28 protein-coding genes and 1 tRNA gene are annotated in these 23,511 nt (G+C 56.3%); 6 read left to right on the forward strand and 23 right to left on the reverse strand.

What is annotated here, in order from left to right; genetic code table 11:
- Window positions 1–5 precede the first annotated feature (5 nt).
- The 18 genes from D7X94_RS00235 to D7X94_RS00310 all read right to left on the reverse strand — a co-directional run bounded on the left by D7X94_RS00235 (window position 6) and on the right by D7X94_RS00310 (window position 10,093).
- Window positions 6–1,991 (reverse strand): DNA polymerase, encoded by a 1,986-nt coding sequence (locus tag D7X94_RS00235; RefSeq protein ID WP_120425684.1) that lies wholly within the window; start codon window positions 1,989–1,991, stop codon window positions 6–8.
- Window positions 1,984–2,379: a hypothetical protein gene (locus tag D7X94_RS00240; RefSeq protein ID WP_120425685.1), complete on the reverse strand. Its 396-nt coding sequence runs from the start codon at window positions 2,377–2,379 to the stop codon at window positions 1,984–1,986. The genes D7X94_RS00235 and D7X94_RS00240 overlap by 8 nt, the downstream gene beginning before the upstream one ends.
- The gene (locus D7X94_RS18265) at window positions 2,376–2,552 is read right to left on the reverse strand and encodes a hypothetical protein (protein WP_158590829.1); all 177 of its coding nucleotides are present in this window, start codon (window positions 2,550–2,552) and stop codon (window positions 2,376–2,378) included. The genes D7X94_RS00240 and D7X94_RS18265 overlap by 4 nt, the downstream gene beginning before the upstream one ends.
- Window positions 2,545–3,222, reverse strand: a complete 678-nt coding sequence (locus D7X94_RS00245; protein ID WP_120425686.1) for a hypothetical protein — start codon at window positions 3,220–3,222, stop codon at window positions 2,545–2,547. Before D7X94_RS00245 ends, D7X94_RS18265 begins: the two co-directional genes overlap by 8 nt.
- A 4-nt stretch (window positions 3,223–3,226) precedes the next feature.
- A complete protein-coding gene (locus tag D7X94_RS18910) occupies window positions 3,227–5,011 on the reverse strand; it encodes a DNA cytosine methyltransferase (RefSeq protein ID WP_279221726.1) in 1,785 nt (594 codons plus the stop codon).
- Between the two features lies 1 nt (window position 5,012).
- Window positions 5,013–5,267: a hypothetical protein gene (locus tag D7X94_RS00260; RefSeq protein WP_120425687.1), complete on the reverse strand. Its 255-nt coding sequence runs from the start codon at window positions 5,265–5,267 to the stop codon at window positions 5,013–5,015.
- Window positions 5,254–5,826: a DUF2815 family protein gene (locus D7X94_RS00265; protein WP_120425688.1), complete on the reverse strand. Its 573-nt coding sequence runs from the start codon at window positions 5,824–5,826 to the stop codon at window positions 5,254–5,256. The genes D7X94_RS00260 and D7X94_RS00265 overlap by 14 nt, the downstream gene beginning before the upstream one ends.
- Window positions 5,827–5,856: 30 nt before the next feature.
- Window positions 5,857–7,023, reverse strand: coding sequence for a DUF2800 domain-containing protein (locus tag D7X94_RS00270; RefSeq protein WP_330558122.1), 1,167 nt, complete (start codon window positions 7,021–7,023; stop codon window positions 5,857–5,859).
- Window positions 7,010–7,477 (reverse strand): hypothetical protein, encoded by a 468-nt coding sequence (locus D7X94_RS00275; protein ID WP_120425689.1) that lies wholly within the window; start codon window positions 7,475–7,477, stop codon window positions 7,010–7,012. Before D7X94_RS00275 ends, D7X94_RS00270 begins: the two co-directional genes overlap by 14 nt.
- Window positions 7,478–7,536: 59 nt before the next feature.
- Window positions 7,537–7,782 (reverse strand): hypothetical protein, encoded by a 246-nt coding sequence (locus tag D7X94_RS00280; RefSeq protein ID WP_120425690.1) that lies wholly within the window; start codon window positions 7,780–7,782, stop codon window positions 7,537–7,539.
- The gene (locus tag D7X94_RS00285; RefSeq protein ID WP_147401626.1) at window positions 7,779–8,117 is read right to left on the reverse strand and encodes a hypothetical protein; all 339 of its coding nucleotides are present in this window, start codon (window positions 8,115–8,117) and stop codon (window positions 7,779–7,781) included. The genes D7X94_RS00280 and D7X94_RS00285 overlap by 4 nt, the downstream gene beginning before the upstream one ends.
- Before the next feature lie 116 nt (window positions 8,118–8,233).
- Window positions 8,234–8,419 (reverse strand): hypothetical protein, encoded by a 186-nt coding sequence (locus D7X94_RS18070; RefSeq protein WP_147401627.1) that lies wholly within the window; start codon window positions 8,417–8,419, stop codon window positions 8,234–8,236.
- The gene (locus D7X94_RS18270; RefSeq protein WP_158590830.1) at window positions 8,406–8,573 is read right to left on the reverse strand and encodes a hypothetical protein; all 168 of its coding nucleotides are present in this window, start codon (window positions 8,571–8,573) and stop codon (window positions 8,406–8,408) included. Before D7X94_RS18270 ends, D7X94_RS18070 begins: the two co-directional genes overlap by 14 nt.
- Window positions 8,570–8,800: a hypothetical protein gene (locus D7X94_RS00290; RefSeq protein ID WP_120425692.1), complete on the reverse strand. Its 231-nt coding sequence runs from the start codon at window positions 8,798–8,800 to the stop codon at window positions 8,570–8,572. Before D7X94_RS00290 ends, D7X94_RS18270 begins: the two co-directional genes overlap by 4 nt.
- A 1-nt stretch (window position 8,801) precedes the next feature.
- The gene (locus tag D7X94_RS00295) at window positions 8,802–9,080 is read right to left on the reverse strand and encodes a hypothetical protein (protein WP_120425693.1); all 279 of its coding nucleotides are present in this window, start codon (window positions 9,078–9,080) and stop codon (window positions 8,802–8,804) included.
- Window positions 9,081–9,093: 13 nt separating this feature from the next.
- Window positions 9,094–9,438 carry a helix-turn-helix domain-containing protein gene (locus D7X94_RS00300; RefSeq protein ID WP_120425694.1) on the reverse strand — a complete coding sequence of 115 codons (345 nt, stop codon included), beginning with the start codon at window positions 9,436–9,438 and terminating at the stop codon, window positions 9,094–9,096.
- Window positions 9,435–9,773 (reverse strand): hypothetical protein, encoded by a 339-nt coding sequence (locus D7X94_RS00305; RefSeq protein WP_147401628.1) that lies wholly within the window; start codon window positions 9,771–9,773, stop codon window positions 9,435–9,437. Before D7X94_RS00305 ends, D7X94_RS00300 begins: the two co-directional genes overlap by 4 nt.
- A gap of 125 nt (window positions 9,774–9,898) precedes the next feature.
- Complete coding sequence (locus tag D7X94_RS00310; RefSeq protein ID WP_120425696.1) at window positions 9,899–10,093, reverse strand: helix-turn-helix domain-containing protein; 195 nt, start codon at window positions 10,091–10,093, stop codon at window positions 9,899–9,901.
- Between the two features lie 215 nt (window positions 10,094–10,308).
- Between D7X94_RS00310 and D7X94_RS00315 the strand changes: the two genes are divergently transcribed.
- The 4 genes from D7X94_RS00315 to D7X94_RS00330 are packed head-to-tail and all read left to right on the forward strand — an operon-like array spanning window position 10,309 to window position 12,183.
- Window positions 10,309–10,848, forward strand: coding sequence for a hypothetical protein (locus D7X94_RS00315; protein WP_120425697.1), 540 nt, complete (start codon window positions 10,309–10,311; stop codon window positions 10,846–10,848).
- Window positions 10,841–11,260, forward strand: a complete 420-nt coding sequence (locus D7X94_RS00320) for an ImmA/IrrE family metallo-endopeptidase (protein ID WP_120425698.1) — start codon at window positions 10,841–10,843, stop codon at window positions 11,258–11,260. Before D7X94_RS00315 ends, D7X94_RS00320 begins: the two co-directional genes overlap by 8 nt.
- A gap of 24 nt (window positions 11,261–11,284) precedes the next feature.
- Window positions 11,285–11,761, forward strand: coding sequence for a hypothetical protein (locus tag D7X94_RS00325; RefSeq protein ID WP_147401629.1), 477 nt, complete (start codon window positions 11,285–11,287; stop codon window positions 11,759–11,761).
- A complete protein-coding gene (locus D7X94_RS00330; RefSeq protein WP_120425700.1) occupies window positions 11,758–12,183 on the forward strand; it encodes a hypothetical protein in 426 nt (141 codons plus the stop codon). The genes D7X94_RS00325 and D7X94_RS00330 overlap by 4 nt, the downstream gene beginning before the upstream one ends.
- Here D7X94_RS00330 and D7X94_RS18075 read toward each other — a convergent pair.
- Window positions 12,160–12,408 (reverse strand): hypothetical protein, encoded by a 249-nt coding sequence (locus tag D7X94_RS18075; RefSeq protein WP_147401630.1) that lies wholly within the window; start codon window positions 12,406–12,408, stop codon window positions 12,160–12,162. The two genes, D7X94_RS00330 and D7X94_RS18075, sit on opposite strands and share 24 nt — an antisense overlap.
- A 242-nt stretch (window positions 12,409–12,650) precedes the next feature.
- Between D7X94_RS18075 and D7X94_RS00335 the strand changes: the two genes are divergently transcribed.
- Window positions 12,651–13,742 (forward strand): tyrosine-type recombinase/integrase, encoded by a 1,092-nt coding sequence (locus D7X94_RS00335; RefSeq protein ID WP_158590831.1) that lies wholly within the window; start codon window positions 12,651–12,653, stop codon window positions 13,740–13,742.
- A gap of 62 nt (window positions 13,743–13,804) precedes the next feature.
- Here D7X94_RS00335 and D7X94_RS00340 read toward each other — a convergent pair.
- From D7X94_RS00340 to D7X94_RS00355, 4 genes are all read right to left on the reverse strand, one after another.
- Window positions 13,805–13,881: transfer RNA gene (locus D7X94_RS00340), tRNA-Val, on the reverse strand.
- Between the two features lie 236 nt (window positions 13,882–14,117).
- Window positions 14,118–15,023, reverse strand: coding sequence for a sugar phosphate isomerase/epimerase family protein (locus tag D7X94_RS00345; RefSeq protein ID WP_120425702.1), 906 nt, complete (start codon window positions 15,021–15,023; stop codon window positions 14,118–14,120).
- A 567-nt stretch (window positions 15,024–15,590) separates the two neighbouring features.
- Window positions 15,591–16,019: an RNHCP domain-containing protein gene (locus D7X94_RS00350; RefSeq protein WP_120425703.1), complete on the reverse strand. Its 429-nt coding sequence runs from the start codon at window positions 16,017–16,019 to the stop codon at window positions 15,591–15,593.
- A gap of 301 nt (window positions 16,020–16,320) precedes the next feature.
- Window positions 16,321–19,383, reverse strand: coding sequence for a glycoside hydrolase family 2 TIM barrel-domain containing protein (locus tag D7X94_RS00355; RefSeq protein ID WP_120425704.1), 3,063 nt, complete (start codon window positions 19,381–19,383; stop codon window positions 16,321–16,323).
- Window positions 19,384–20,120: 737 nt separating this feature from the next.
- Here D7X94_RS00355 and D7X94_RS00360 point away from each other — a divergent pair.
- Entirely contained in the window at window positions 20,121–23,342 is a 3,222-nt protein-coding gene (locus D7X94_RS00360) for a phospholipid carrier-dependent glycosyltransferase (RefSeq protein ID WP_158590832.1), read from the forward strand.
- Window positions 23,343–23,511: the final 169 nt, after the last annotated feature.

Raw genomic sequence — 23,511 nt, forward strand, 5'->3', positions numbered from 1 at the left:
TCCTTTTAATCTTTCATGTAAAAATCAGCTTCAAAGCCAGCCGCCCGAAGCGGCAGGCCCGGAGCCCAGGGCAGGGGCCTGCTCATGATTTCCTGCATTTCTGCCAGGGAGCCCTTTCCCTCCGGCATATCCGCTATGATCTCATCATGTACATGAAACACGATATTGTACCCGGCGGCATCCAGCGCGGTCATGGCGTCCCGCAGGCAGTCCCGGGCGGTGGCCTGGGTGATGTTTTCCACCAGCTTGCCGCCGTAGGTCTTTTGCCGGGCCAGGCGTCCGTTCTGGCCCTTGCCCAGATAGGTCAGGCACATTTTATTGAACTCCGGCTCCCGCCGAAGCTCCGGCTGGAAATAGGCCAGCTTGCGGCCCGAGGGCAGGGTGATAAACAGGTACCCAGCTTTGCATTCAAACTCGACCATGCCATTAAGGCGGCCGGGGTGGCCTTGTACGGCCTCGATGGCGCAGTCCTCAACCTGATACCAGAAGTCCACGATGTTGGCGTTAGCGTCGCGCCAGCGTTTCACAATGCCCGGCAGTTCGTCCTCCGGGATCCCGCTTTTCAAAGCACCCATGTTGATGAGCGCGCCCACGCTGCCCTGATAGCCACAGGCCAGGGTCGCGACCTTACCTTTGGAGCGCAGGTCGGTTTTGGGGCCTCCCTTTTTGATGTCGTTCTTTTCAGCGTGGAACATCATGGCCGCGGTGGCCTCATAGATCAGGCCCTCCCCGGCGAACTCATCCAGCACCCATTGTTCCCCGGCCAGCCAGGCCAGCACTCGGGCTTCTATTGCGCTGTAGTCCGCAATGATGAAACGGCACCCCTCCGAGGGGATGAATGCCGTGCGGATCAGCTGGGACAGCACGAAACTGGGGGAGCCGAAGGCCATCTCCAGCATTTCAAAGTCGCCGCTCTTTACCAGCTGCCGCGCTAGGGCCAGATCGTTCAGCTTGTTCTGGGGCAGGTTGTGCATCTGCACCTGACGTCCCGCCCAGCGCCCGGTGCGGCCGGCGCCGTAAAACTGCAGGGTGTTATGTACCCGGCCATCCCGGCACAGCCCTCTTTGCATGGCTTCATACTTCTTTACTGAGGTCTTTCCCATCTCTTGCCGAAGCTGCAGCACCCGCTTAGTGATCTGGTCGGGGGCGGCAGCCAGCAGATCGGGGATAGCGTTTTTGTCCAGGCTTTCCACCTCCATGCCGCGCTCTGTCAGCCAGCGTTTCAGCTGGGCATCGCTGCGGGGATTCTCCAACCCGGTGAGACGCTGGGCCTCGGCCCGGAGCTGAGAGGAATAATCCTTGTCCAGCTCCAGAGCCTTTTCCAGCAACCCGGTGTCGATCCGCACACCTCTTTCATTGATTTTCTGATCCAGCGCCCAGGCGTCATGCTCCGCCTGGGGCCGGGGAAATTTGGAAAGCCGGTCCCGGATGTCGGTTTCCACATCCACATCCCGAACGTTGTACTGCCTAAACCGTTCCCATTTCTCCGGGGCCTCAGATGGCAGACGTCGGTGACCATCCTTTGTGGGGCTGCAGAAGGTTCGGATCAGCTCCTTGCCTTCGGTCATTTTCTGTTTGTCCAGCCCCAGTGCGGCACCGACCTGGGCCAGCGTTCCCGGCAGGCCCAGCGTGGCCGCTTGCACCATCGTACAGCGCCATTGCTCTGGGGGCAGGGTTATGTGGAATTGCTGTTCTAAGCACGTCCGCTCAAAGGGGGCATTATAAGCGGTCTTGATGAGCTCCGGGTCTGTCAGCATGGGGAGGAACTCATCCAGGCTGCCCTCGGGTATTGCAGAGAGCTCGGGAGGCAGCAGCGTGAGGGCTTTCTGATTCTCATCCTCGCCCAGGTCAATGAGCTTCGTGAGCTGATTCCCCAGCTTGTAGCCTATCAGCAGGATCCGAAAGTCCGGGGATTCCACATAGGGCCGGACGCCTGTTTTGGTGAGGTCTACGCTGGAGTAGGTTTCAAGGTCTATGCCTAGCTCAATCATACGCATCCCCTCCCATTTTTTGTATCCGCTCTTTCAGATCTGCGAATGCTGATTCAGTTAATGGCCGACCGCAATTCTCGCAATAGGGATGAGCGGGAGTCCACTGACTATGCCCAGTACAATGTTTGCACTCTGTCTCGTTTTTGAACGTGACACCCCAGAAACAGGTGCCGCAGGTTTTGCTTACGCAGCTTACGCAAGGTTCCCAACGGTCGGGCAGTAATACGATTGCATTATTTGTTTCCTGGGCAGCCTCGATAATTTTTGCGGCTTCCTGCAGCGCAGCCATGTCATGAGCGAATATACTGTCTGGCTCATCTGCTGGTATCATGCTCTCCCGGTCCTGTGCCTGATCGAGCAGGCTGTCAATTATTTCCTTTATGTTCATTTTGTGCGCCCTTTCCTCTTAGTCACCTGCGGCCTTACCAGCCCACACTTTTCCGGGCTGTTCTTACATGGCCGCTGGCAGGTTTTCTTGTATCCGCAGTCGGCACAGCAGTAATTGCCGTGCCGGCGGTCGCAGTTGAAAGTGACGCAGCCGCGGGGGAACATTTTACTCATTACTTGTTTCTCCTGTTTGCTTCTCCAAAGCCGCTATATAATTATCGGCCTGAGCCTTCGCGATTTCCGCGTCCATCTTTTCACCGCAAAATGGGCAGTATAGGAATTCTGGAGGGACTCCTGGGTCATCATACTCATCAGGGAGTACTGACTTGCATTTTGAACACCGCCAGCCATACTCCCACTCATAAGCGTTAGGGTTTGATATGGTTTCTTCATACCACGCCCAGTAGCTAGGAGGGGGAGCCGGCTTATCCATAGCATCTTCTGCCCGGAACACGATGCCCACTGAGACAGTTTCTCCATCCTCAATAATGTTAAATGTCTCATGCGGGATGTCGGTAAGGATGGTCCAACAAGGGCCAGACCCATTGTGCCAGACAGTGGTCATCTTATGGGCCGTGCTTAGGAACTCCTGGTACAGTTTGCACTCATCGGCCTCGACACCGCAGCTGGGTTCGGGAATCAACTCGCCCTTTTTCAAATAGGCAGTCACACCCCCATACGCACCGACCTCATCGCAGATAGCGCCCTCAAATTCCAGTAGGTCGTCGGAATAGCCGTAGGCCACCACCAGGTTGGCGGCTTTCGCTTCAGCTTGTTCTTCATCAGTAATCACATAACCATATTTCCGCCCATCCAAAAGGCAGGCTAATTCTTTTACCGTCATAAGTCTATATATCCTTTCCGAATCTGTATTTTGTCACCGCCACCGCAAACTCATCTATCTCACTTGCCCACAGGCAGGTGCCGGGGCCGTTGAGCCGCTCCCAGATCAGCGGGAAGCCTCCGATTCCGTCAAACAGGCTGGCCATCGTTGCGGGGTGTTCATAGCAAGCGCACAGGCGCTTGAGCACCCAGGCCCAGGGCGGTATGGCTATGGAGTTGCCCAGGGCCGTGTACCGGGCGCTGGCAGTGCATTCCTTGTGCCGCTTGCCTTTGCTGTCCACCCAGGGGCCGATGTCCGTCCACCCGTCCGGGAAACCCTGGAGCCTTTCGCACTCCAGTTCCGTCAGGCGGCGCACAATACGGGCGCGCCTTACCACGTTGTTCAGATTAAGGCTCTGGCCCCCGGTGCTTTTGGCCTGCAGGGTGCCGTTTACCTCTGCACACTCCCTGCCGTTGCGGCAGTCCACGGCGGCCACGATAGGCTGTTCATGGTTGCAGTTCAGGGTGGGGCTGGCGTCTACGGTAATTTCCGCGTTGGATTGCCCGGTAGCCATGACCAGCGGAGTGTTGTTCCCGCCTGTCCCAAATTGCCGGGCTACTGTGGGAGCCACATCCAGAGGCCCTGTCAGGCGGCTGTCTTGGCCGTGGTTTTCGTACACAGCGCATTCCTGCTCTGCCGTAAGGGTGGGGGCCTGCTCCGGCTGGTAGCCGATACTCCCGGCCTTTGCCCCAGCGAAAGGCTTGAATCCAGCGCACACCACCGGCTGGTGGCCGTGTGCCTCTGCCCGGAGGGTCCCAGCCTTGTCGGCGCTGACGTCCATCAAGCTGCCGCCCTGGTCGTTCAAGCACAGCACCGCATGGCGGTCTACCGTGTTCAGGGTGTACATAGGGCCGTCTGAAATGCCGGAGCCGTTCATGCCTACGTCCCGATCCACGGCGTTGCCCTGGAGGCTCCATACTTTTTCCCTCATGGCTGGGGGTAGGTGGTCTGTCAAAACACAGGGGTAGCTTTCACCCTCTGAGGGCGCGGCGGTAAAAAGAGCCTGGTCATTATGGCAGGCCAGCGTCCCGGACTTCTCTGTCTGAAGGAGTGCCCCTTTGCCGCCGCCCTCACACCCGGTCCTCATGCTGAGCGTGACTGCAGTATTAGCGCCGCCTCCAGCTCCGGGGGCAGGGGTTTCCCCCTCCGGCTGGCCCGGTTCAATATCCCCGCACACGCTTTTGCGGACAAAGAGTATTTCTGGTGCGGATTGTCCTCCAAAATCTGCGACAAGCGCGATCCTACGTCTACGCTGGGGGACTCCCCAAAACTGAGCGTCGAGAACTCTGTAAGCGATTGACCATCCGTCTCCCATGACGCATCCGCTGGTAGTCCACTTCCCCTTTGGAGGTCCAGGTATAACGGCGGACGGGTCCGCAATTTTCGCCGTTTCCTCAAGGACGGCTCTGAAATCGGCCCCCTTGTTGCTGCTAAGTGCCCCGACCACGTTCTCCCATACCATGTACCGGGGTCGGATGAACCGGCCCTCGTTTCCTCGCTCTGCATCTGCCTGCCTCATCTCCTTTATGATTCTGATCTGCTCCATAAACAGCCCGCTGCGCTCGTCAGTGAGCCCCTGCCGCTTTCCGGCTATGCTAAGCCCCTGACAAGGTGAGCCGCCGATTACTACGTCCACCGTGGGCGCGGTATGGCCGTCTATGGCGGTTATATCTCCTAAATGTTCCATATGTTGTATACCTCTATTTTTGGAAAATCTCCGCCAGCCACCGCTGGCTGACGGGGTTTCCATCTTAAGTTACCATTTCCGTTTTCCGAATCACACGGGCCTCTGCCAGCTTCGTTTTGACTTCCTGATTGAGCGTGTTCAAATGCCTATGTATCTCGAACAGACCATCCAGGTATCCCTCTGCTTTGTATTCGCCGCAGGACATGGCGACTTGAATAGCGTCCAGGGCGTTGAGAGCGCAGGCCATTTGAAACTGCAGGTCCTCCAAAGCTCCAAAGAGGGAAGCCATGCTCTGCTTGGATTCATTACAAGAGGTCATCATCATCCTCCAGCAGTTCGTCGATGAAGTCATCATCAAAGTCATCCTCCGCCCGGCTGCCACCGCCCAGGCGCTCACCATCGCACACCTTTTGGATGTTGTTCAGGCCAGCTGCGACACCTTTGTTACCCCTGACGGAAAAGGGGTAGAAGTTCAGGGAGAACCGGCAGTAGCACCCGCTGTACACCAGTTCCTCATCGGTGATTTCCTGTCTGGACAGATCCACGATGCCGGGTTTGTTATTGGAGGTGGCGTTGAGGAAGTAGCACCCCACATAGTTGGGATCATCGGGCCGGTCCTCGTCACCATCACGCAGGGGGAGCTTCAGCTTGGCGGGCTTCTTGCCCTCCCACTTACTCTGAACGCCGTCCTTAACGGCGGCCTCTTGGGCGGCTTTAATCTTTGCCAGTGTGGCGGCATCCGTCTTGGGGATGATAATGCTTGCACTGTACTTAGCCTGGGAGTCCTCATCCATCTTGCTGGGCTTCCAGATGTGCTCAAAGGACAGGCGGCACTTGCCAGTGATAACTTTCGTGGGGTTGTTTGCTTTGTCAGCCATTTTGAATATCTCCTTTATGTTATAGAAATTTTAGGTTGCAAAATCTTCAGCCGCTTTGGCGGCAGTGTTCAGTTCAGGGCGCTTGTCGCTCAACGGCACCAGCGTGGGCGCACCCTCGGGTTTGATGATGTACTTCCCAGCCAACTCTCCGAACTTTTTCTTGCCCACCAGCTTTTCCATTGCGGTGATGCCTAGCAGTTCTTTGGGCTTGTAGATGGCTGCTGAAGAAAAACCTGCCCTGATCAGCTGATCTGCGATGGCATCTTCATTTGTGTACTTGCGGTTGCTCCGGCCCTCGACTACCTTGTAGCCGGGGAAGTGGACACCGTGGTTCACGGCGGCGTCCTGGGCGTATTCTTCGAGCTGTTTTACCCAGGCCTTAAACTCGGGCAGCCTTGTCAGAATATCGGCAATTTCGCTTTCGTCCAGAGTGGGAGGCGGTGCAAAATCGTGTTTGGCCAGCTCCATCTGGTATTCCGCCCTAGCCCGGCAGGTAGCCGCGGCCTTGCACCACTTACATTGCTTTTCGCCGGGATTGAATTCGCCCTTGCCCTCCCAGGCCAGCTTAGCTTTGGGCTTCAGCTCTTTCTCCGCCCATTCCAACAGGTCAGTGACGGTCATGGTGTCGCTGGAGATGCTGTCCAGTCGGGGCTGGTAGATGGTCATGCGTACTCTTTGGATATCATAAGCCCAGCACCATGCCAAGTAAGCCCCCAGGCCGTAAATACGCATTTGCGGGTTCCCCTCCGCGCTGACCGGGATGCCAGAGCCGTATTTCAAATCCACCACCTCCATCTGCCCATCGGTGATGATCACCACGTCCGAGGTGCCGAAGCCTTCAGGAGCATACTCTGCAAAGGCTACCTGCTGCTCTATAAAGATGTGTGGGTCTGAACACTGGGCCTTTGCCTCTGCCATGCGTTCCTCCACAAAATCGGCGTAGGCTTTCATGTACTCAAGCATGGAGGCAGAATACAGAGGGTCTGTTTGCGCTGAGGCCATGTCCTCGCTGATATCCATATCTTCCCATTTCTCCCGGAGGAGCAGTTCACCGACATGGTGGGCCAGTGTGCCCTCTGCAGCGTACTCGCTGCCAGTGTCCTCTATCTTCTCCCCAAGCCGGGCGCTGGGCGGACAGGCCATCCACATGGCTGCGCTGGAGGGCCCCAGCAGGGCGTGGACGTCAGGCATCGCCATCACCCAGGCTTTCCAGATTCTGGAGGAATACGGCCCGGTCGCCCTCGGCCAGCTCGGACATCTTTGCGACACCCATCTCCTTCAGGATGGCTTTCACTTTCGGGTTGCCGTATTTTTGTCCGGCGGCAACCCCCGCGGCCCTGACTTCCTCCATTGTAGGGATCTTCTCAGCCGAGGGCGCTTTCTCCGGCGCCGGATCGGCGGCAGGGGCCTCGGGCTCAGGGATCAGGGTATCGCACTCGGGCGGCACCGTAGGGGCGGTAGGTTTCGATACGGAATTTCCCGTATCGGGCTGGCCAGCTGCTTGCTTGGTAGCTTTCCAGTGCTTCTCCATGTTCAGGACTAGGTCGGAAGCCTCGGACACCTCCGGGATCTGCAGGAGCTTCACTCCATAGACAGCTGCCTGAGCGAAAACCTCCAACGGGTTCTCGCCTGAGATTTCAACTTTGATCATTATGTTACCATTCCTTTCTATGGGGCGCATAAGGGCCCCTGGTTTCTCTATTCTTTCCTTTAGTATTTGCTTCCCTTTTCGTGCTCCAGCAGGTTTAACGCCTGCGTGATTAGTTTGGGAAGGTTGTAAGGATTGGCGACTGACACCATAACCAGCCAATGTGGCCTAGCTTTATGCTTTTCATCTGTCTCTATCCAGTGAATCTCTACGTTGTCGTCATTTTTGGGGTAGACGTCCACGAGCCAATGGTCGCGTTCGGGGGCAACCTGAGAGATGGGGATAATTTTGGCCGGTTCAGCGTTCATGTCCTGCCCTCCCTGCACTTTACCACCCGGTCCAGAATGCACTGGGAGAGGGAGGCTGGGCTGGCAGACACCTCCTGGATGGCCTGGGCTACCCGCATACCGTAAAGGATGGCAGGGTAGTCGGTTGCGCTAGCCAGGCCCCAGGCTGCGGCCCGGAGACTTTCTATCTGTTCGTCAGATACAATACCCTCCAGAGCTTCCAGATTGCTGTCCAACTCTTTTTCAGCGTCTTGAATCAGCGGGTCGGTCATCAGGATGTTATTCCACATCTCAGTTTGAGTCACATGGTCCATGATGTCATCCATAATGGCTACGCTGTCTTTCATAGGGTTCACTTAAAATCCTCCTTGCGTTCCCGGAGGGGCTGTGCTATAATAAATACAGAACCTTCGGGTTTGATTGTGCCTTTATTCGCGTTGCTTGGTGGCGGTTGCGAATAAGGGCTTTTACTTTACCAATTTTCCGGCCAGGTGGATTCATCCCACCTGTAAATGCCCATGCGTGGGTCGTGGGGAGGGGTCTTGACCTTGTATGTTTTACGGTCGTAACAACCGCCGGGCCGGCCGCATTCCTCATATTCGCATCCGTGTGGGTCAAATTTTTTGCGGGCGTATTGACAATACTTACAGTCTTTCATGGTTTTCCTCCTTGCGGCGTGTTTCATATAACGCCACGATTTCTCTGTATTTTTGAATCTGCCGGGCTTGGATGCACGCGAACTTTGAAAGGCGGATGATGTAGCTGAACAGGGCCGCATATAAAAGCGCATTTCCGCATATGGTCAGCATCAAGCGCCTTTCCTCCCTTCCACGCTCTCCAGCACCTCCTGCATCTGGGCTAGGTAGTTGGCATGCCGGCGATGAGAGTCCTCCCGACGGTTGAGCCGATGCAGCTGGCGCTCCTGCCGCTTTGCTTTCCTGTTCTCCTGCCATTCGATGATAGTGCCCAGCAGGGCAAGACCGCCCAGAAAAAGGGCAAGGGCTAAGAAGAACAGTATGTAGTCTTGCGGGCCATACATTTTACCATCTCCCGTCTTTCGGGGTGAGGATCTCCCTGGTGAGGGTGATGCGCTCATGACAGTAGGCGCCGAAGTTGCCATCTATCAGCTCAGAGTCCATAAACTCATCCTCGCTGTAGATGTCAGCGCAGTTGAGCCTTCCGGCACTGCCAGGGCGGTTGGGGTGGTAGATCTGAAACAGTTTGCAGGCCGAGGGCCTGTCCGGGGCCTCGATCTCCGTCCAGCCGCCCAGGAAAGGATAGGCCGGGTCGGTACCGTAGGAAAAGTAAAACTTTGGCATAACTTTACTCCTTTCAAATTCCCAGCGGCTGACCCTGACGGGCGGCCGCCGTTCGGCTTGTGCGTGTCCGGGCTTTGCTGGGCTGCTTTTTCATGGGGCCGCTGTGGTCGGCGATGAACTTGTCCACTCCGGCCTGGGTCACCCTGGTGGAGCTGCCCACCGTCACCGGCTCCCCGAACTTCCCTGCGCGTACCCACTCCCGCACCGTGCTCTTGGACTTGCCCAGCATCTGCGCCAGGTCGTCATAGGTGTACAGGCGGGTGGGGGGCGGGGGCTCGTCCCTGCCGTTGCCTAACAGTTCCAGACAATCCATAAGCGCTTGAGCTAGGTTGGCGCAGATGGTTTCTTGTGATTTCACAGTGCTTCATCCTCCTCTCCAAAATCCCTAAGCAGCGTTGGAAGGTTAAGATCCCCTATACGGTCCTCCCAAATTGCATAGGTGATGGCCCGAAACAGTTCAAAACCCATGCAATTCAGCGGGTCGTCTTTATCTGGGCCCCCGGTTACGATCAGGCCGTGGTCGCTTTTCTGCACCTTGTAGCTGTTCTGGACGCAGTAGGCGTAAAGGCGCGGGTCCTGTTTCTGCAGGTCATCCATAGCCGAGGGGTAGTGCGTTGTCCAGGGGATGATGTGGGCCTCTGCCGCTTCTTCCAGCGTTACACCGAAATGGGAGCAGGTCATCTGTGCTTGCAAGGCTATCACCCTCGGTGGCAATCCTGCATCTTGCATGGTCTTTCCTACTGTGTCTATCAGCTTGGCCACGCCTACTACGTGCTGTTCATGTTCAACTTCTGATCTTCTGCTGTTGGCCACTGTAGCTACTCCTTTCTCTTTGCAATCAGCTGGTCGAGAGCTGCAGTCAACTTGTTCTTTGCGTCCTTTGGATTTCTGTGACCATTCATCACGGCGCTTAGGTACTTTTCATGCCAGCCAACCTCTTTGGCCAGCTCTTTGAAGGTTATGCAATTCAAATGCATTTGCCCAATAATATCTGCTGTCCATTGTGCAGGCATACAAATTTTCACCTCCTTATAATTATGGTGTTGACCTTGGTAAGCGTTTGTGATATCATTACGTTGTCTAAAGTCAATATCACAAGTGCATTCGCTTTTGTTGTCTGTGGTCAACTTATGGGCTTATTATACGTTGTCTTTGGTAAACAGTCAAGTCCTTTTTGTTGACTTTGGGAAACATTGTTACTTTGCACAAAAAGGGAGCGTTGTTTTCTATGGCTTTTGTCTTTTATGATGTGTTTTCAATGCTGTGTAAAAAGAAAGGGGAGAGTGAGTCAAAAGCGGTAGAAGGGAACGATGTACAACTAAATCGGTCTGCTGTTGTAAAATGGAAAAAGGGCTCGACTCCAGAGATGGCAACCATCCAGAAATTAGCTGCACATTTTTCCGTGTCTACAGACTATCTTATTGGCACCGACTCGGCAGCGCAGTTAGATGTGGCTCTGTTTAAGGTACAAGATAGCCTACGCCTTTGGGGCGCCAAACTGGACTTTGCTGAGAATGAGGAGCAACGTGCTGAAGCTGAAAAAGAAATCAAACAATTAACAAAGGAGCAGGAGCGCCTCAAAGCAGAAATCTCCGAAAGCAAAAAAGCGCCCGCCCAAGAGGGCGAGCGCAAACCTGATATCGAGGAGCTAAAGCTGGCTTTATTCGGCGGTGACGGCGAGGTTACGGATGAAATGTGGGAGGAGGCTCTGTTTGCTGCGGAAATGATTAAAGCACGTTATAAGCGAAAGAAGGCGCAAGATGAATAAACTATTTCAAATTGCCCAGCGTTCGGGTGTGACTGTTGAATACTGCCATATCCCTCTGAATGAATCTATCTCTGTGGAGGACGCTGCCGGAGATTTTGTCTTGCTCGACTACGGCCTTATCTCTGCTGGAGCCAAGGAGCGGACGCACCTTGCCCACGAATTGGGGCATTGCGTGACCGGGAGCTTTTATAACCGCCATTCTGGCCTGGATGTCCGCCAGAAACATGAGAACCGAGCAGACAAATGGGCTATTGAAGAACTGATAGGGGAGGAGGCTTTGAATGAGGCGGTGTCTGAGGGAAACACCGAAGTGTGGCAGCTCGCCGAGTATTTTAACGTCAGCGAGGCTTTCATGAAGAAGGCGGTCTGCTGGTACAAATTTGGGAACTTAGATGTGGAATATTATATGTGAGGAAATGGAGATGAGAATGTGCTCTTGGATTCTACAACTGCTTCACAAAATCTTGCAGACTCGACCCCTCTTTGGGTAACGATTATTGGCTGGGGTATTACTCTTTTAGCAGCCGTTTTGCCAAGCATTTTTAACTTTTTTTCGACACGCCATTTGCGAAAAGATGTCGAAGCCTTACAGAACGCAAAGAAACAGGCTATCGATAAAGTGAAATTTGTTGAGCAACGTATAGGGATTATAAGTAATCTTGAAAAATTTATAAAAGCATTAGAATCCGATGTAAAAGGGAAAAGCACGGTAGCAAATCTAAGCCGTACCCTTGCCACAGTTCAATCGTATGCAGAACGCCTCGGGTTCTCTACGACCGATAAAAAAGAAATTACCGATTTACTTGAGCTTACTCGGGATATGCAAATGAACAGTACTTTACGATGTAATATCACACCTGATATGATACAGAGTATAATTGAAATTCTATCTAAAGGAGAATATTTGGCATGATTACTGACGTAGCAAATCACTTCATTAAGGAACTCACTGCAAAAACAACAAAGTCTGAAATAGAATGGAAACCTTTGTGCGAACTATACTCAGACACCAGTGGTTTCCCCGATTTTTTAAATCAATCCTGGGAAATGCTGAATTGTAACGAATTCAAGATGGTCCAAAGGGAAAACTCCTTTTTCTTCTTCCACAATCAAGGCATTATTTCACTTATGCGCATCGAGAATTATAGCGGAAGAGATTCCTCTCACTATGCCTCCTACTCCATTATTTTGCAAATACGGAAAAACTATCCTCCCCAAAGTCTATGCGAGGGTTTGTTCCAGGATGAATTGGAAATATTATATATGGCTGTTTTAGATTATATAAATCGTGATATTTCCCTACCCGATGATTTATACAAGTTCCTCAATTTCTGATGCGAGAGGCTGGTGATCTTCAAGATAGCACAGTAGGTCAAATACCTCCGCCGACATGGAAACATCTTTACCATACTCGGTGCATTCTGGATTGGTGCAATGATAATGAATTGTTCTGCCCTGATTTGTGCATAAATCAGATACCCCACTTTGTAAGCACTTAGGACACACGCCGAATCGGAGCACTTTCAGGAACGGTTCTTGTTTTATGATATCTCTTTTCAAGATTGATCCCTCCTTAGCAATTTGTGATGCCTCTATATTTATATGATAGAACACTTGTTCTATTCTGTCAAGACCTTTTCTACAATAAAAAAAGCCGCTTTCGGTGCTGGAACACCAAAAGCGGCAAGTAATGAGGCCGGATAGGGCACATCATCACCTAGACAATGATATTGTACCCCATCCCGCCCTTAAAAGCAAGAGGGAACGTATTTTCTCTTTGCAGAAAGGACGGTTTTATTTTCATGAAAAAAAGAAAGGACGGACGCTATCAGAAAAAAGTCACCCTGTCAGATGGCCGGCAGAAGCTGGTCTATGGCCGCACCATTGCCGAGGTGAATCAGGCCGCCGACGCTCTCCGCGACCAGGACCGGCAGGGACTGGTAGTGGGGGATACCACCACGGTGGATGAGTGGGCAAAGACTTGGTTTGCCACCTACAAGAGCGGCCTGCGAAACAACACCCAGAACGTCTACCGCAACGCCTATAACAACCATATCCTGCCGCTTTTGGCTACGCTCAGGCTGCAGGACATCCGCCCGGTTCACGTCCGGCAGGTGATGCAGTCTGTGGCTGACAAATCAGAGTCCCTCCAGGGGAAAGTGCTTGTCACCATGCGGCAGTTGTTCACCACCGCCAGGCAAAACGGCCTGATGCAGGGGGACCCAACCGAAGGTATCAAGATTACGCCTCACGCCCGGCCAAAGAAAAAGGAATACCTCACCCTGGAAGAACAGGACGCTCTTATTGCCGCTCTGGAAAGCGCCGATCCCCGCGCCCGGTGCTTTGTGGGGCTGTGCCTTTACTGCGGCCTGCGCCGGGAGGAGGCCCTGGGACTCCAGTGGGGGGATATTCAGGGGGACAAGCTGACGGTGAATCGGGCGGTTACGTTCCTGAACAACCAGCCGGATCCCATTCAGGAACTGAAAAGCAAATCTGCCCACCGCACTCTCCCGGTTCCCCAGCGCCTGCTGGACTTACTGGCCGCTGTGCCCCGGACGAGCCTTTACATCATCACCTGCGCCGATGGGGAAATCATGACCCGTATCGGGTTCCGCCGGATGTGGGACAAAGTCAAACGGGTTTCTCCCTGTGAGGTGAGGCCCCATCAGCTCCGGCACAGCTATTGCAGTAACCTCTACCGAGCAGGCATCGACCTAAAGACCGCACAGTACCTTATGGGCCACGCCACCATCCAGATGACCGCCAACATATACACCCACATGGAGAAAGAGGACGCCTCTGCCTCCCTTTTCCAGCTGGAGCGGTATCTTTCCGGCGGTAGTCAGACCGGGGGTGATTTTTCAAAAAGTAGTCAAAAGGTAGTCAACCCATGATTGACCACACCTGACCACACAAAGCAAAAACCCCAGAAACCGCATGATTCCTAGGGTTTTCATGGTGGGCGCTAACGGACTTGAACCGCTGACCCCCTGCACGTCAAGCAGGTGCTCTAGCCAGCTGAGCTAAGCGCCCTTAACGTGCCTTATTATACACTATCTCAAGACAAAATGCAAGCCTTTTTCTAGGATTTTTCTCGTGTGTCCAATTCGTTTTTGGCAATACAGAGAAAATCCTGGCGGAAGCAAGCCTGATAGATACGGTGACTCCTTTTTTGCGCCCTGCGCGGCGGCTGGTTGGGTATCCGTTTTAGAAAAGGAGGCCCCGTGTAAGCTGCCGCTTTTCATAGTGTCTCGTGTATGGAATCCGAATTAGTCCAGAATCATCAGGCTGCGGATGTATTGAATTGTATAGCGTACGCCTTTTTCGCCCTTCTCCCCCTGCCAGGTACGGGAGTGGGGCTCAATGGCCAGATATCCATCGTATCCGTACTTATACAAAATGGCAAAGAACGCCCGCCAATTGATAGCGTCGATGCCTGCGGGAGGGTTATCGTAGTAGTCATTTTCACCCCAGCTGCCCATCAGTTCATCCTTCAGCTCGGGGTGCTTTGCCAGCATGGCCCAGGTTTTCATATGTTCCGGCTCTCGAGACTCGCCTCGCTGAATCACGCCCTTCACATGGCAATACTGAAAATGCGCGCCCCATTCCAGGCCCTCTTCCAGGTACGCGCCATTCTGACCGCCATGAACAAAGCTGTGGGAGGGGTCGTACTTGATACCCAGGCCAGGTACTTCGCTGAGCACCAGCTTCCATTGTTCCGGGGTGCGGATGTAGTTGCCGCCCATCATGCAGTTGACGATGGAGGTCTGCATCCCCCGTTCTTTGGCATAGGCCACAATGTCTTTCAAAAGCGCGATGGCAGCGGTGATATTCTTATAATAGCTCAGTTCTTTCGCGTAGTTCACGCTGCACAGATAGTGCTTAGCTCCCAGATAGGCACCCAGGTCGATAACGGCTTTCACTTCTTCCCACTCTGCGGGAATGACCTGACCGTTCTCGTCCAGAATCTGGCTGGCCCAGCGGCCTACCGCGCCCACCTCCACGCCGGTTTCCTGGCTGGCGGCCTTCAGCTGTTCTTTGACAGCCAAAAGCTCGGCCATAGGCACGCCAAAAAACGGAGGCGGGTTGCAGTCGAACTCCACAAATTCCAGGCCCAGGTCTTTGGCCTGCTGGAAGCTTTCAGGCTTCGGGGGCATGATGATCCCAAGTTTCACAATGGTTCCTCCTTTGAAAATGTATATTTTTAAGACTTGGCATTTTTATATGGGCGCGTGGGTGCGTGCGCTGGCTGATTGCGGCACACGGCGCGAAGAATGGCGAAAGGATATAGCTGAGTTTCGCCGTGGTGTCAAAAAGATAAACACTCGCGCGGCTTGGTTTATCTTTCCGTTTTCCTGCGGAAAACTCTGCCGGGCTGGGTGCGAACGTTCGCCGCGGGCTGGTTCCGGGACTAGGGGTGCTTTTTATTCAGTTGCAAAAGAGTTTCATCTCGTTACACGAGATGAACTCTCCGCCCCCCTCTTGTATAGTTAACCGAGCGCAGCGAGTGTTAACCTATTATTCACCACCCGCAAAAATTGCGCTTCTCAGGTGTTAAGGTCAAGGACAAGACCGTGGAGCTCCGCTCCACACCTCGCAAACTTTTTGAAAAAAGTTTTGTCCACTTTTTCAAAAGTGGTGGGGTTCTTAGGGGGCGATAATCGCCAGTGGCGATTTCCCGTCGCCGACCGAAGCGGCAGCTGAGACTCAAAGCCCCTGAGCCGCCGGAGGCCGTCCCCATCTCAACCGGGCAGCTTCCCGTCTCCAGCCATGGCATCGGTCATCTCCTGGATCCGCTCTAAGGGAAAGGGGGGCTGGGCTAAAGGGCGCATGGCAATGGACATGAGCTTCATGGGGTTGTCATCGGCGGCCACCCGGTTGGAGCTAAGCGCGCCGCAACGCTTGCAGCGGTGGATGAGGGCCCACTCGCCGTTCTTTCGCACCCATACGCCGATGGGCTCCATAACGCCCCCACAGTCTGCCGCCCGGTCCCCGGGGGAATCGTCCACATGAAGGCTGGAAAGACAGTTGGGGCAGTGGTTGCGGTGCTGGGTGCCGGCCTCCTCGGGAGTGACCAGTCGCCCACAGACCTTGCAGGTGAAGCTGTCGTTGCAGGGATGATTTTGGAAATACCCTTTTTCATATTGTTTCCGTTTGTTTTCTCTGTTCAAGCGGATTCCCTCCCTCGCGATTTTCTGAAAGAGCCTCCCTCTGCCGTAGCCACATGGCCTCCGGCGGCTGGGGGTTTCACCCCCAGACCCCTAACCAGCTTAAGGCCAGCTGGACCGGCCAAAGCCCTCCAGGGTAAAAGTTTCGCCCGCCTTTTCAAAGGCGGCGGGGTGGAGGGGCGGAGCCCCCCTGTCGGAGGGCACGAACTGTGTGCCCGGAGGCCAGCATATAACTATTATAAACTATACATCCTGTAAAAACAAATGCGGCCAGCTTGCACCGGCCGCATAGCTTCCCTCTTCTCTATTGTACCGTAAAACCGGACGATTTGCAAGAGGGGGCCAGGGAGAATGTGAAAGAAATCTTCTCCTCGTTCAGCTGGTACTGGGGCAGAAGGGCGGGGCCGCAGCTGTTGGAGCCCACGCCGCTCATCTTGTAGTCCAGGCAGAACACCGTGTCCCCGCAGGGGGCCAGCTCGTAGTCGTGGGCCTTCTCCGTCAGCTCCTCCTGGGTGTAGAGGGAGGCGTTCATGGAGAAGGTGTCCGGGGAGGCGGCCGTGAGGGCGAAGTCCCCGTCGGAGAGGGAGGCCCGGCGGCAGCCGTAGTGGGAGCCGTTCTCCTGGGGCATGAGATAGTGCTCGGTCTGCTCCTCCACCGTGCTCTGGAAGATCCCCAACCGGGAGGCCCGGCGCTTGTCCTGATAGCTCTCATAGGGCCCGAAGCCGAAGTACTCCACCTGGGCGAAGTATTTGGGCAGGAACATCCGCAGGCCGAACCGGGGCAGGAAGGGGAACCGGGCGTCCCGCTCCGCCTCCAGAGCGCAGGAGATCTGCCCGGCGGCGTCCACGGTCCAGGTGGCCTTCACGTCCAGGAAGGGCTTGATGGCAAGGGCCCCGATGCCCAGATGGCAGGTGACCTTCGCCGCGCCCTGCTGGGTATTTCCCGCCGCGATGGAATAGACCCGCACGGTATGCCGGTCGTAGCCCGCCTCGGTCCACTTCATCTTGATATACTGGTCGTTGTCCGTGGGGGCCCGCCAGACGTTCCACTCCATGGGCCGGGAGAGCAGGGGCTTGTTCTCATAGCACAGGCTCTGGAATGTACCGGTCTGCTTGTTGAACTCATAGCGGAAGCCCGGGCCGGTGAGCACCAGCGCCCGGCGGGTATTGGCGATCTCCACCTTGCCGGGGGCGGGGGCGGACAGGGGTTCCCTCTCCTCGCAGAGGGGGATCTGGTCGAAGCCCAGGGGGTGCCCCGCCGGGAAGAAGAGCCCGTCCTCTTTGGCCTCGTAGAAGAAGGTGACCGTGGAATCCCCGGAATCCGGCAGGCCGGGCAGGGCGACCTCCCTCTCTCCGTGGGGCGGGATGGAGGGCATCTCCAGGGCCCCCTCCGCCACGACTTTGCCCCCGGTCTCCGCCTGATAGCGCAGCACGGCGAAGTCCCTGGCGTCGGTGAAGTCCCGGTAGTTGTGGAGGGTAAAGGCGTCCGGCCCGGCCTTTCTGGCCCGGATGGGGCGGATCACGTTCTTGAACTCCAGAAGGCCGGTATGGGGGGTGCGGTCCGGGTACACAAGGCCGTCCATGCAGAAGTTTCCGTCGTGGGGGAACTCCCCGAAGTCCCCGCCGTACCGGTAGATGGGCCGGTTGTCCGGGGTCTGGCCCCCGTAGACCGAGTGGTCGCACCACTCCCACACGAAGCCCCCGCAGAAGCCGTCGTGCTTCATGATCAGCCGCTGGTAGTCCTCCGCGTCTCCGGGGCCGTTGCCCATGGCGTGGATGTACTCGCACAGGATGAAGGGCATCCGCCGTCCGTGGAGGTTCTCGTCCAGCTCGCCGCCGGAGAAATACTCCTCAATGGACAGCTCCTTGCCGGGCCAGGGCAGGTCCTGGGCCACGGTGGGGGCGTACATGCGGCTGTAGAGGTCCAGCATGGAGAAGTCCGGCTTGTAGCCCTGGTGGTAGGTGAGGAAGTTTTCGTAGTGGAGCAGGCGGGAGGGGTCGTAATCCTTCACCCAGCGGCCGGCGGCCTCCAGGTTCTCCCCCCAGCCGCTCTCGTTGCCCAGGGACCAGATCACCACGGCGGCGCAGTTCTTGTCCCGGATGACGTTGCGCTGGCTGCGGTCCACGATGGCCTCCTTGAACTGAGGGTCCGCCGCGGCGTCCGAGTAGTTCTCCAGACTGTAGGCCCCCAGCTTGGTGGCGTTGCCGTGGCTCTCCAGGTCCGCCTCGCCGATCACATAGAAGCCGTACTCGCTGCACAGCTGGTTGAACCAGGGGGCGTTGGGGTAGTGGCTGGTGCGGATGGCGTTCACGTTGTGCTGCTTCATGAGGAGCAGGTCCCGCACGGCCTGCTCCCGGCTGATGGCATAGCCGGTGACCGGGTCGCTGTCGTGGCGGTTCACCCCCCGGAACTTGATGGCCGTGCCGTTGAGGAGCACCACGCCGTCCTTCACCTCAATCTTCCGCAGGCCCACCTTCTGCTCGATTACCTCGTCGCGGGTGGAGAGGATCAGGGTGTACTGGCGGGGGTGCTCGGCGTTCCAGAGCGCGGGGTTCTCCAGCTCAAAGCGGAGGGAGCCCCTGCTCCCCTGGAAGGAGGCGCTGCCCGCCAGGGCGTTGTCTGGATCCAGCAGGGAGGCGGAGAGGGCGATCTCCCCCTCGGCCTCCAGCTCCACGGTCACCTGGGCCTGGGAGAAGTCCTCGGAAAAGCTCTCCTTCACGAAGAAATCCCGGAGGAAAGCGGCGGGGCGCTCCAGCAGGTACACGTCCCGGAAGATGCCGCTCATGCGCAGCTTGTCCTGGTCCTCCAGATAGGTGCCGTCGCACCACTGGAGCACCAGCGCGGTGAGAGTGTTGGGCCCGTCGCTGTGGAGGAATCTGGTGACCTCGAACTCGGAGGTGCTGTGAGAGACCTGGCTATAGCCCACGAAAGCGCCGTTCATCCACAGGTAGAAGCAGGAGTCCACGCCCTCGAAGTTCAGGAAATACCGGGCGTCCTCCCGCTTGTCCAGGCTCAGGGTGAGCTGGTAGACGCCGCAGGGGTTCTCCTCTGGCACATAGGGGGGGGCCACGGGGATGGGGTAGCGGACGTTTGTGTACATATGACGGCCCCAGCCCACGCTCTGCCAGCAGCTGGGCACAGGGATGGAGGTCATGGAGCCGGTGTCCAGGCGCAGAAAGCCGGACTCGTCTACCGCGTCCAGGAAGGAGTCGAAATACCGGAAGGCCCATTCGCCGCTGAGGCTATGGACCCGGGACTGGCTCTCTGGGCCGTGGGGGAGGTAGTAGCCGCGGTTGGGGGTTGTACCCACGTGGAGGGCGGAGGGGTCCTCGTGATAGAGGGCGGGGAGGCGGTACGTGTTGCACATAAGCAAGATCCTTTCTTCACTATATTAAGGATAGGGGATACCCTTAGAGTACACAAAAACCGGGGAGCTGTCAACTGTTATTTTGGAAAGAGGCGGGGGGATTTGACTTTCCCGGTGGAATGGAGTATAGTATAGGGTAAGAGTTTTGTTTTGAAGTAGTATTGTGTGGCCTTCGGCACATGATGCCACGAATGGAAAGATGAGATAGCTGAGTTTCGTCATGTGTCATGAGTTTTCCTGCGGAAAACTCTGCCAAGCTGAGTGCCAAATGCACGCAGGCGGCTTGCTCCGGGGCCCAGGAAACTTTTTTCTCAGTTGCAAAAGAGATTTATCTCGACGTGCGAGATGAACTCTCCGTTTCCTCTTGCTGATGTTTTGCGAAGCAAAACTCAGACAGTTAATCGAGCGAAGCGAGCATTAACTGTTTATTCACACTTCAAAAAATGCGCTTCTGAGGAGTTTAAGACCTTGAGGGCTGCGCGGGTCTCACCTGCCGGCTCGGTCGGTTCGCGGCGTGTCTGCCACTGGCAGACGCTCACCCCTCAAACTCCCCGCCAGCGCAAGGTCCACTGGACCGGCCAATGTTGTTCCGCAAGACGTTCACGACGAGCAAAGCGAGGAGTGGGTAAAATGTTTCGTAGACTTCGTTCTACGAAGTCTTACCTTTCTCAAAGGTGGCAGGGGTTTGGGGACAGCGTCCCCAAGGTCTTAAAGTTTAGGCAATGTGGAGGGATTCTATGACTGGATACATCTACCTGGGCGCGGCCTTCTGCGGCGGCGCCATTTGGCTTTCCAACCGGCCCTGCGGCCAGAAGCGGCGGCAGGCCTTCGGGCTGTGGGCGGGGCTTCTCTTTCTGGGGGCCCTGGTGCTGCGCCTTTGGCTGGGCTACTATTCCGAGGGCTTCAGCGTGGATATGGGCACCTTCAAGTCTTGGGCCTATTCCGTCAAACAGGTGGGGTTCGGAGAGATCTACCAGCAGGACATGTTCCTGGACTACCCCCCTGGATATCTGTACATTTTAATGCTCCTGGAGAATATCCGCCAGCTCTTCGGCCTGACTCTGGAGGGCCAGACCTATACCGTGGTGATGAAGCTGCCCTCCATCCTCGCGGACCTGCTCTGCGGCGGGGCCCTGCTGTGGCTGGGCCGGAAAAAGCTGGGAGATTTAGATGCCCTGCTGGTCTCGGCGGCGTACCTCTTCTGCCCGGCGGTGTTCGTGAACTCCGCCCAATGGGGACAGGTGGACTCCTTCTGCACCGCCATTTTGCTGGCCTCCGCCCTGCTGCTCTATGGCGAGCGGTACGTGCCCTCGGCCCTGCTCTACGGCCTCTCCATCATTTGCAAGCCCCAGATGCTGGTGTTCGCCCCCCTATACCTGTGCTTCGCCATCAAACAGAAGAAGTGGCTCCAGCTGGGGGCGGGCGTGGGCTGCGCGCTGGGAGTCATTCTACTGGTGGCCGCGCCCTTTACCCGGGACTTCAATTACTGGTGGCTGGTGGAAAAATACAAGGCCACTATGGACTATTACAACTACTACTCGGTGAACGCCTGTAATTTCTGGGCCCTCATCGGCCGGAACTGGTGGGGCCTGCCCGAGGGATTTTCTTCGGCGCTGCTTACGGTGGCCGCGCCCCTCTTGGCTACCGCCGCCTGCTGTGTCCTGATCTTTTTCTCCAAGCGGAAGGACGCGGTGTTCGCCGCGCCCCCGGTCCTGATGAGCATCGTCTACCTCTTCGCGGTGAAGATGCACGAGCGCTACCTGTTCCCCGCCCTGCTGTTCATCCTGGTGAGCTTCCTCTTTGTCCGGGACAAAGGCCTTATGCGGGCATACGGCTTTTTAGCCGGGATACACTACATAAATGTCAGCTACGTGCTGTGGCTGTTCCGGGAGCTGGGGGGTAGCTATGATCCCAACGCCTTTGCCAGCAGGTTTATTTCCGCAATGCAGGTGGCCGCCGTGGCCTACCTGTTGTGGACAACCTACCGGGTCTATCTGCGGGGAGGCCTGCAAAAGGCCGGGAAACCGGGAGAAGAGGAGGAAGAAGAGATGAACCAGAGAACTGTCCCTGCGGAAAAGCGGAAGCAGGGAAAAAAGAAGGGCCGGAACGCCCGGCCGCAGAGCGGCGCCCCGGTCCGGGCGGAGGCGGTCACCTCTTTGCGGCCGCCGGAAAATCGGAAAATGCTCCGCTTGGACTGGATCGTCATGGCGGGGATCACCTTGATATACGCCTTTGTGGCCTTCTGGCATCTGGGAGACGCCAAGCTGCCTGTTACCAACTGGACTCCGGCGGAGGGGGAGAGCGTGGTGCTCCACTGCGAGGAACCCGCCAACAGTTTGGCCTTCCTGCCCGGCCTTGCGCCGGACGCCGAGCACTATGCCGCCCGGGTGGGCTCCTCCATACGGGTGGAAACCAGCGAGGATGGCGTCACCTGGACACCCTGCGGAGAAACCGGGAACAGCGGCGTTTTCGCCTGGGTCATCAAATGGCTGGACGTCCCCGGCAGCTATGTGCGCCTGACGGCCCTGAATGATTCGGTGACCATCAGCGAGGCGGGACTGCTGCCCGCCGGGGCCCTCAGTGCTCCGGACATCACCGCCGAAGGGCCCGGGGCCCAGCTCCTCTGCGACGAGCAAAACACGGTGCCCGCCTTTAAGACCTACGAGAATTCCAGCTATTTTGACGAGATCTACCACGCCCGCACCGCCTACGAGCATATTTTGGGTCTGGAGCCCTATGAGAACACCCATCCCCCTCTGGGCAAGCTGATTATCTCCCTGGGCATCCGGATCTTCGGGATGAATCCCTTTGGCTGGCGGTTTATGGGGACCTTCTTCGGTGTGCTCATGTTGCCTGTGCTATATCATCTGTGCAAGCAGCTCTTCGGCAAGACCTGGCTCTGCGGTCTGGGGACCTTCCTCTTCGCCTTTGACTTCATGCACTTCACTCAGACACGTATTGCCACCATCGACACGTATTCCGTGTTTTTCCTGTTGCTTATGTACGACGCCATGGTGTGTTTCATGTATAAGGATATTGTGAAGGACCGGATGCGGGACCTGCTGGTTCCCCTGGGCCTCAGCGGGATTTTCATGGGCCTGGGCGTGGCCTCCAAGTGGACGGCGGCCTATGGCGCGGTGGGGCTGGCGGTGCTCTTCTTTGGAAAGCTCTACAGCGCCTGGCGGCTGGAGGTGAAAAACCGCCGGTCCACGACGCCGGTGCTCAAACGCTGCGGCCTGCTGTGCGCCTGGTGCTGCCTCTTGTTCATTGCCATTCCCTTTGGCATCTACTTCTGCGCGTTTCTGCCCATCACCGCTCTGCCCCATAACCGGCAGCGGATGCTTTGGGCCTTCGGCAACTACCAGACCACCATGTTTAATTACCACTCCCAGCTGGAGGCCACCCACGATTTCTCCTCTCCCTGGTATGACTGGCCTCTAGACGTGCGGCCTATCTGGTTCTTTGGCAGCGACAATGTAAACGCCCAGGGCCAGTACAGCACCATCTCCTCCATGGGCAACCCCCTGCTGTGGTGGTCCTTTATTCCGGCGCTGGCGTTTGGAGTCTGGCGTTGGGTCAAAGAGCGGGGTCTGGCTTGGAGCGTAGCGATTGTAGGCTTCCTGGCGGTGTACATGCCCTGGGTTCTGGTCCCTCGGTGCACTTTTATCTATCACTATTTCACGGCGGTGCCCTTCCTGACCATCGCGTTGATGGCGTGTTTCAACTATTTTTCAGAGACGGGTCCCCTCAGCCGCCCTCTGGCGGCTGAGGACAAGGGCAAGGACGGTTCCGCCGCCGGCCTGGGCTTCGCGCTCAATAGGAGCCAGGCCCTTATGGCCGCGATGGTCCTATGCTGTCTGGCGCTCTTTATCGTGTATTTCCCGGTGATTTCCGGCGCGCCCACAACCCGGGAGCATGTGAAGTCTTTGGCGCTGTTTAGCACATGGTATTTTGGCTAACCAGAAAAGGACGGCGTGCTGCGGCGTCCAAAAGATAAAGAATCCCGCGCGTTTTATAAGGCGGGACCTTGGCCTTTTGAGTGTCAGATGCCGCTTTGGCCGGCGATTGTCGCCCCCAACCCCCTGCAATGGGGTGGAGTTCCAGCCGCCGGGGGTGAAAACATCTTCC

This window comes from Acutalibacter sp. 1XD8-33, from assembly GCF_003612555.1.
GTDB lineage: Bacteria > Bacillota > Clostridia > Oscillospirales > Acutalibacteraceae > Acutalibacter.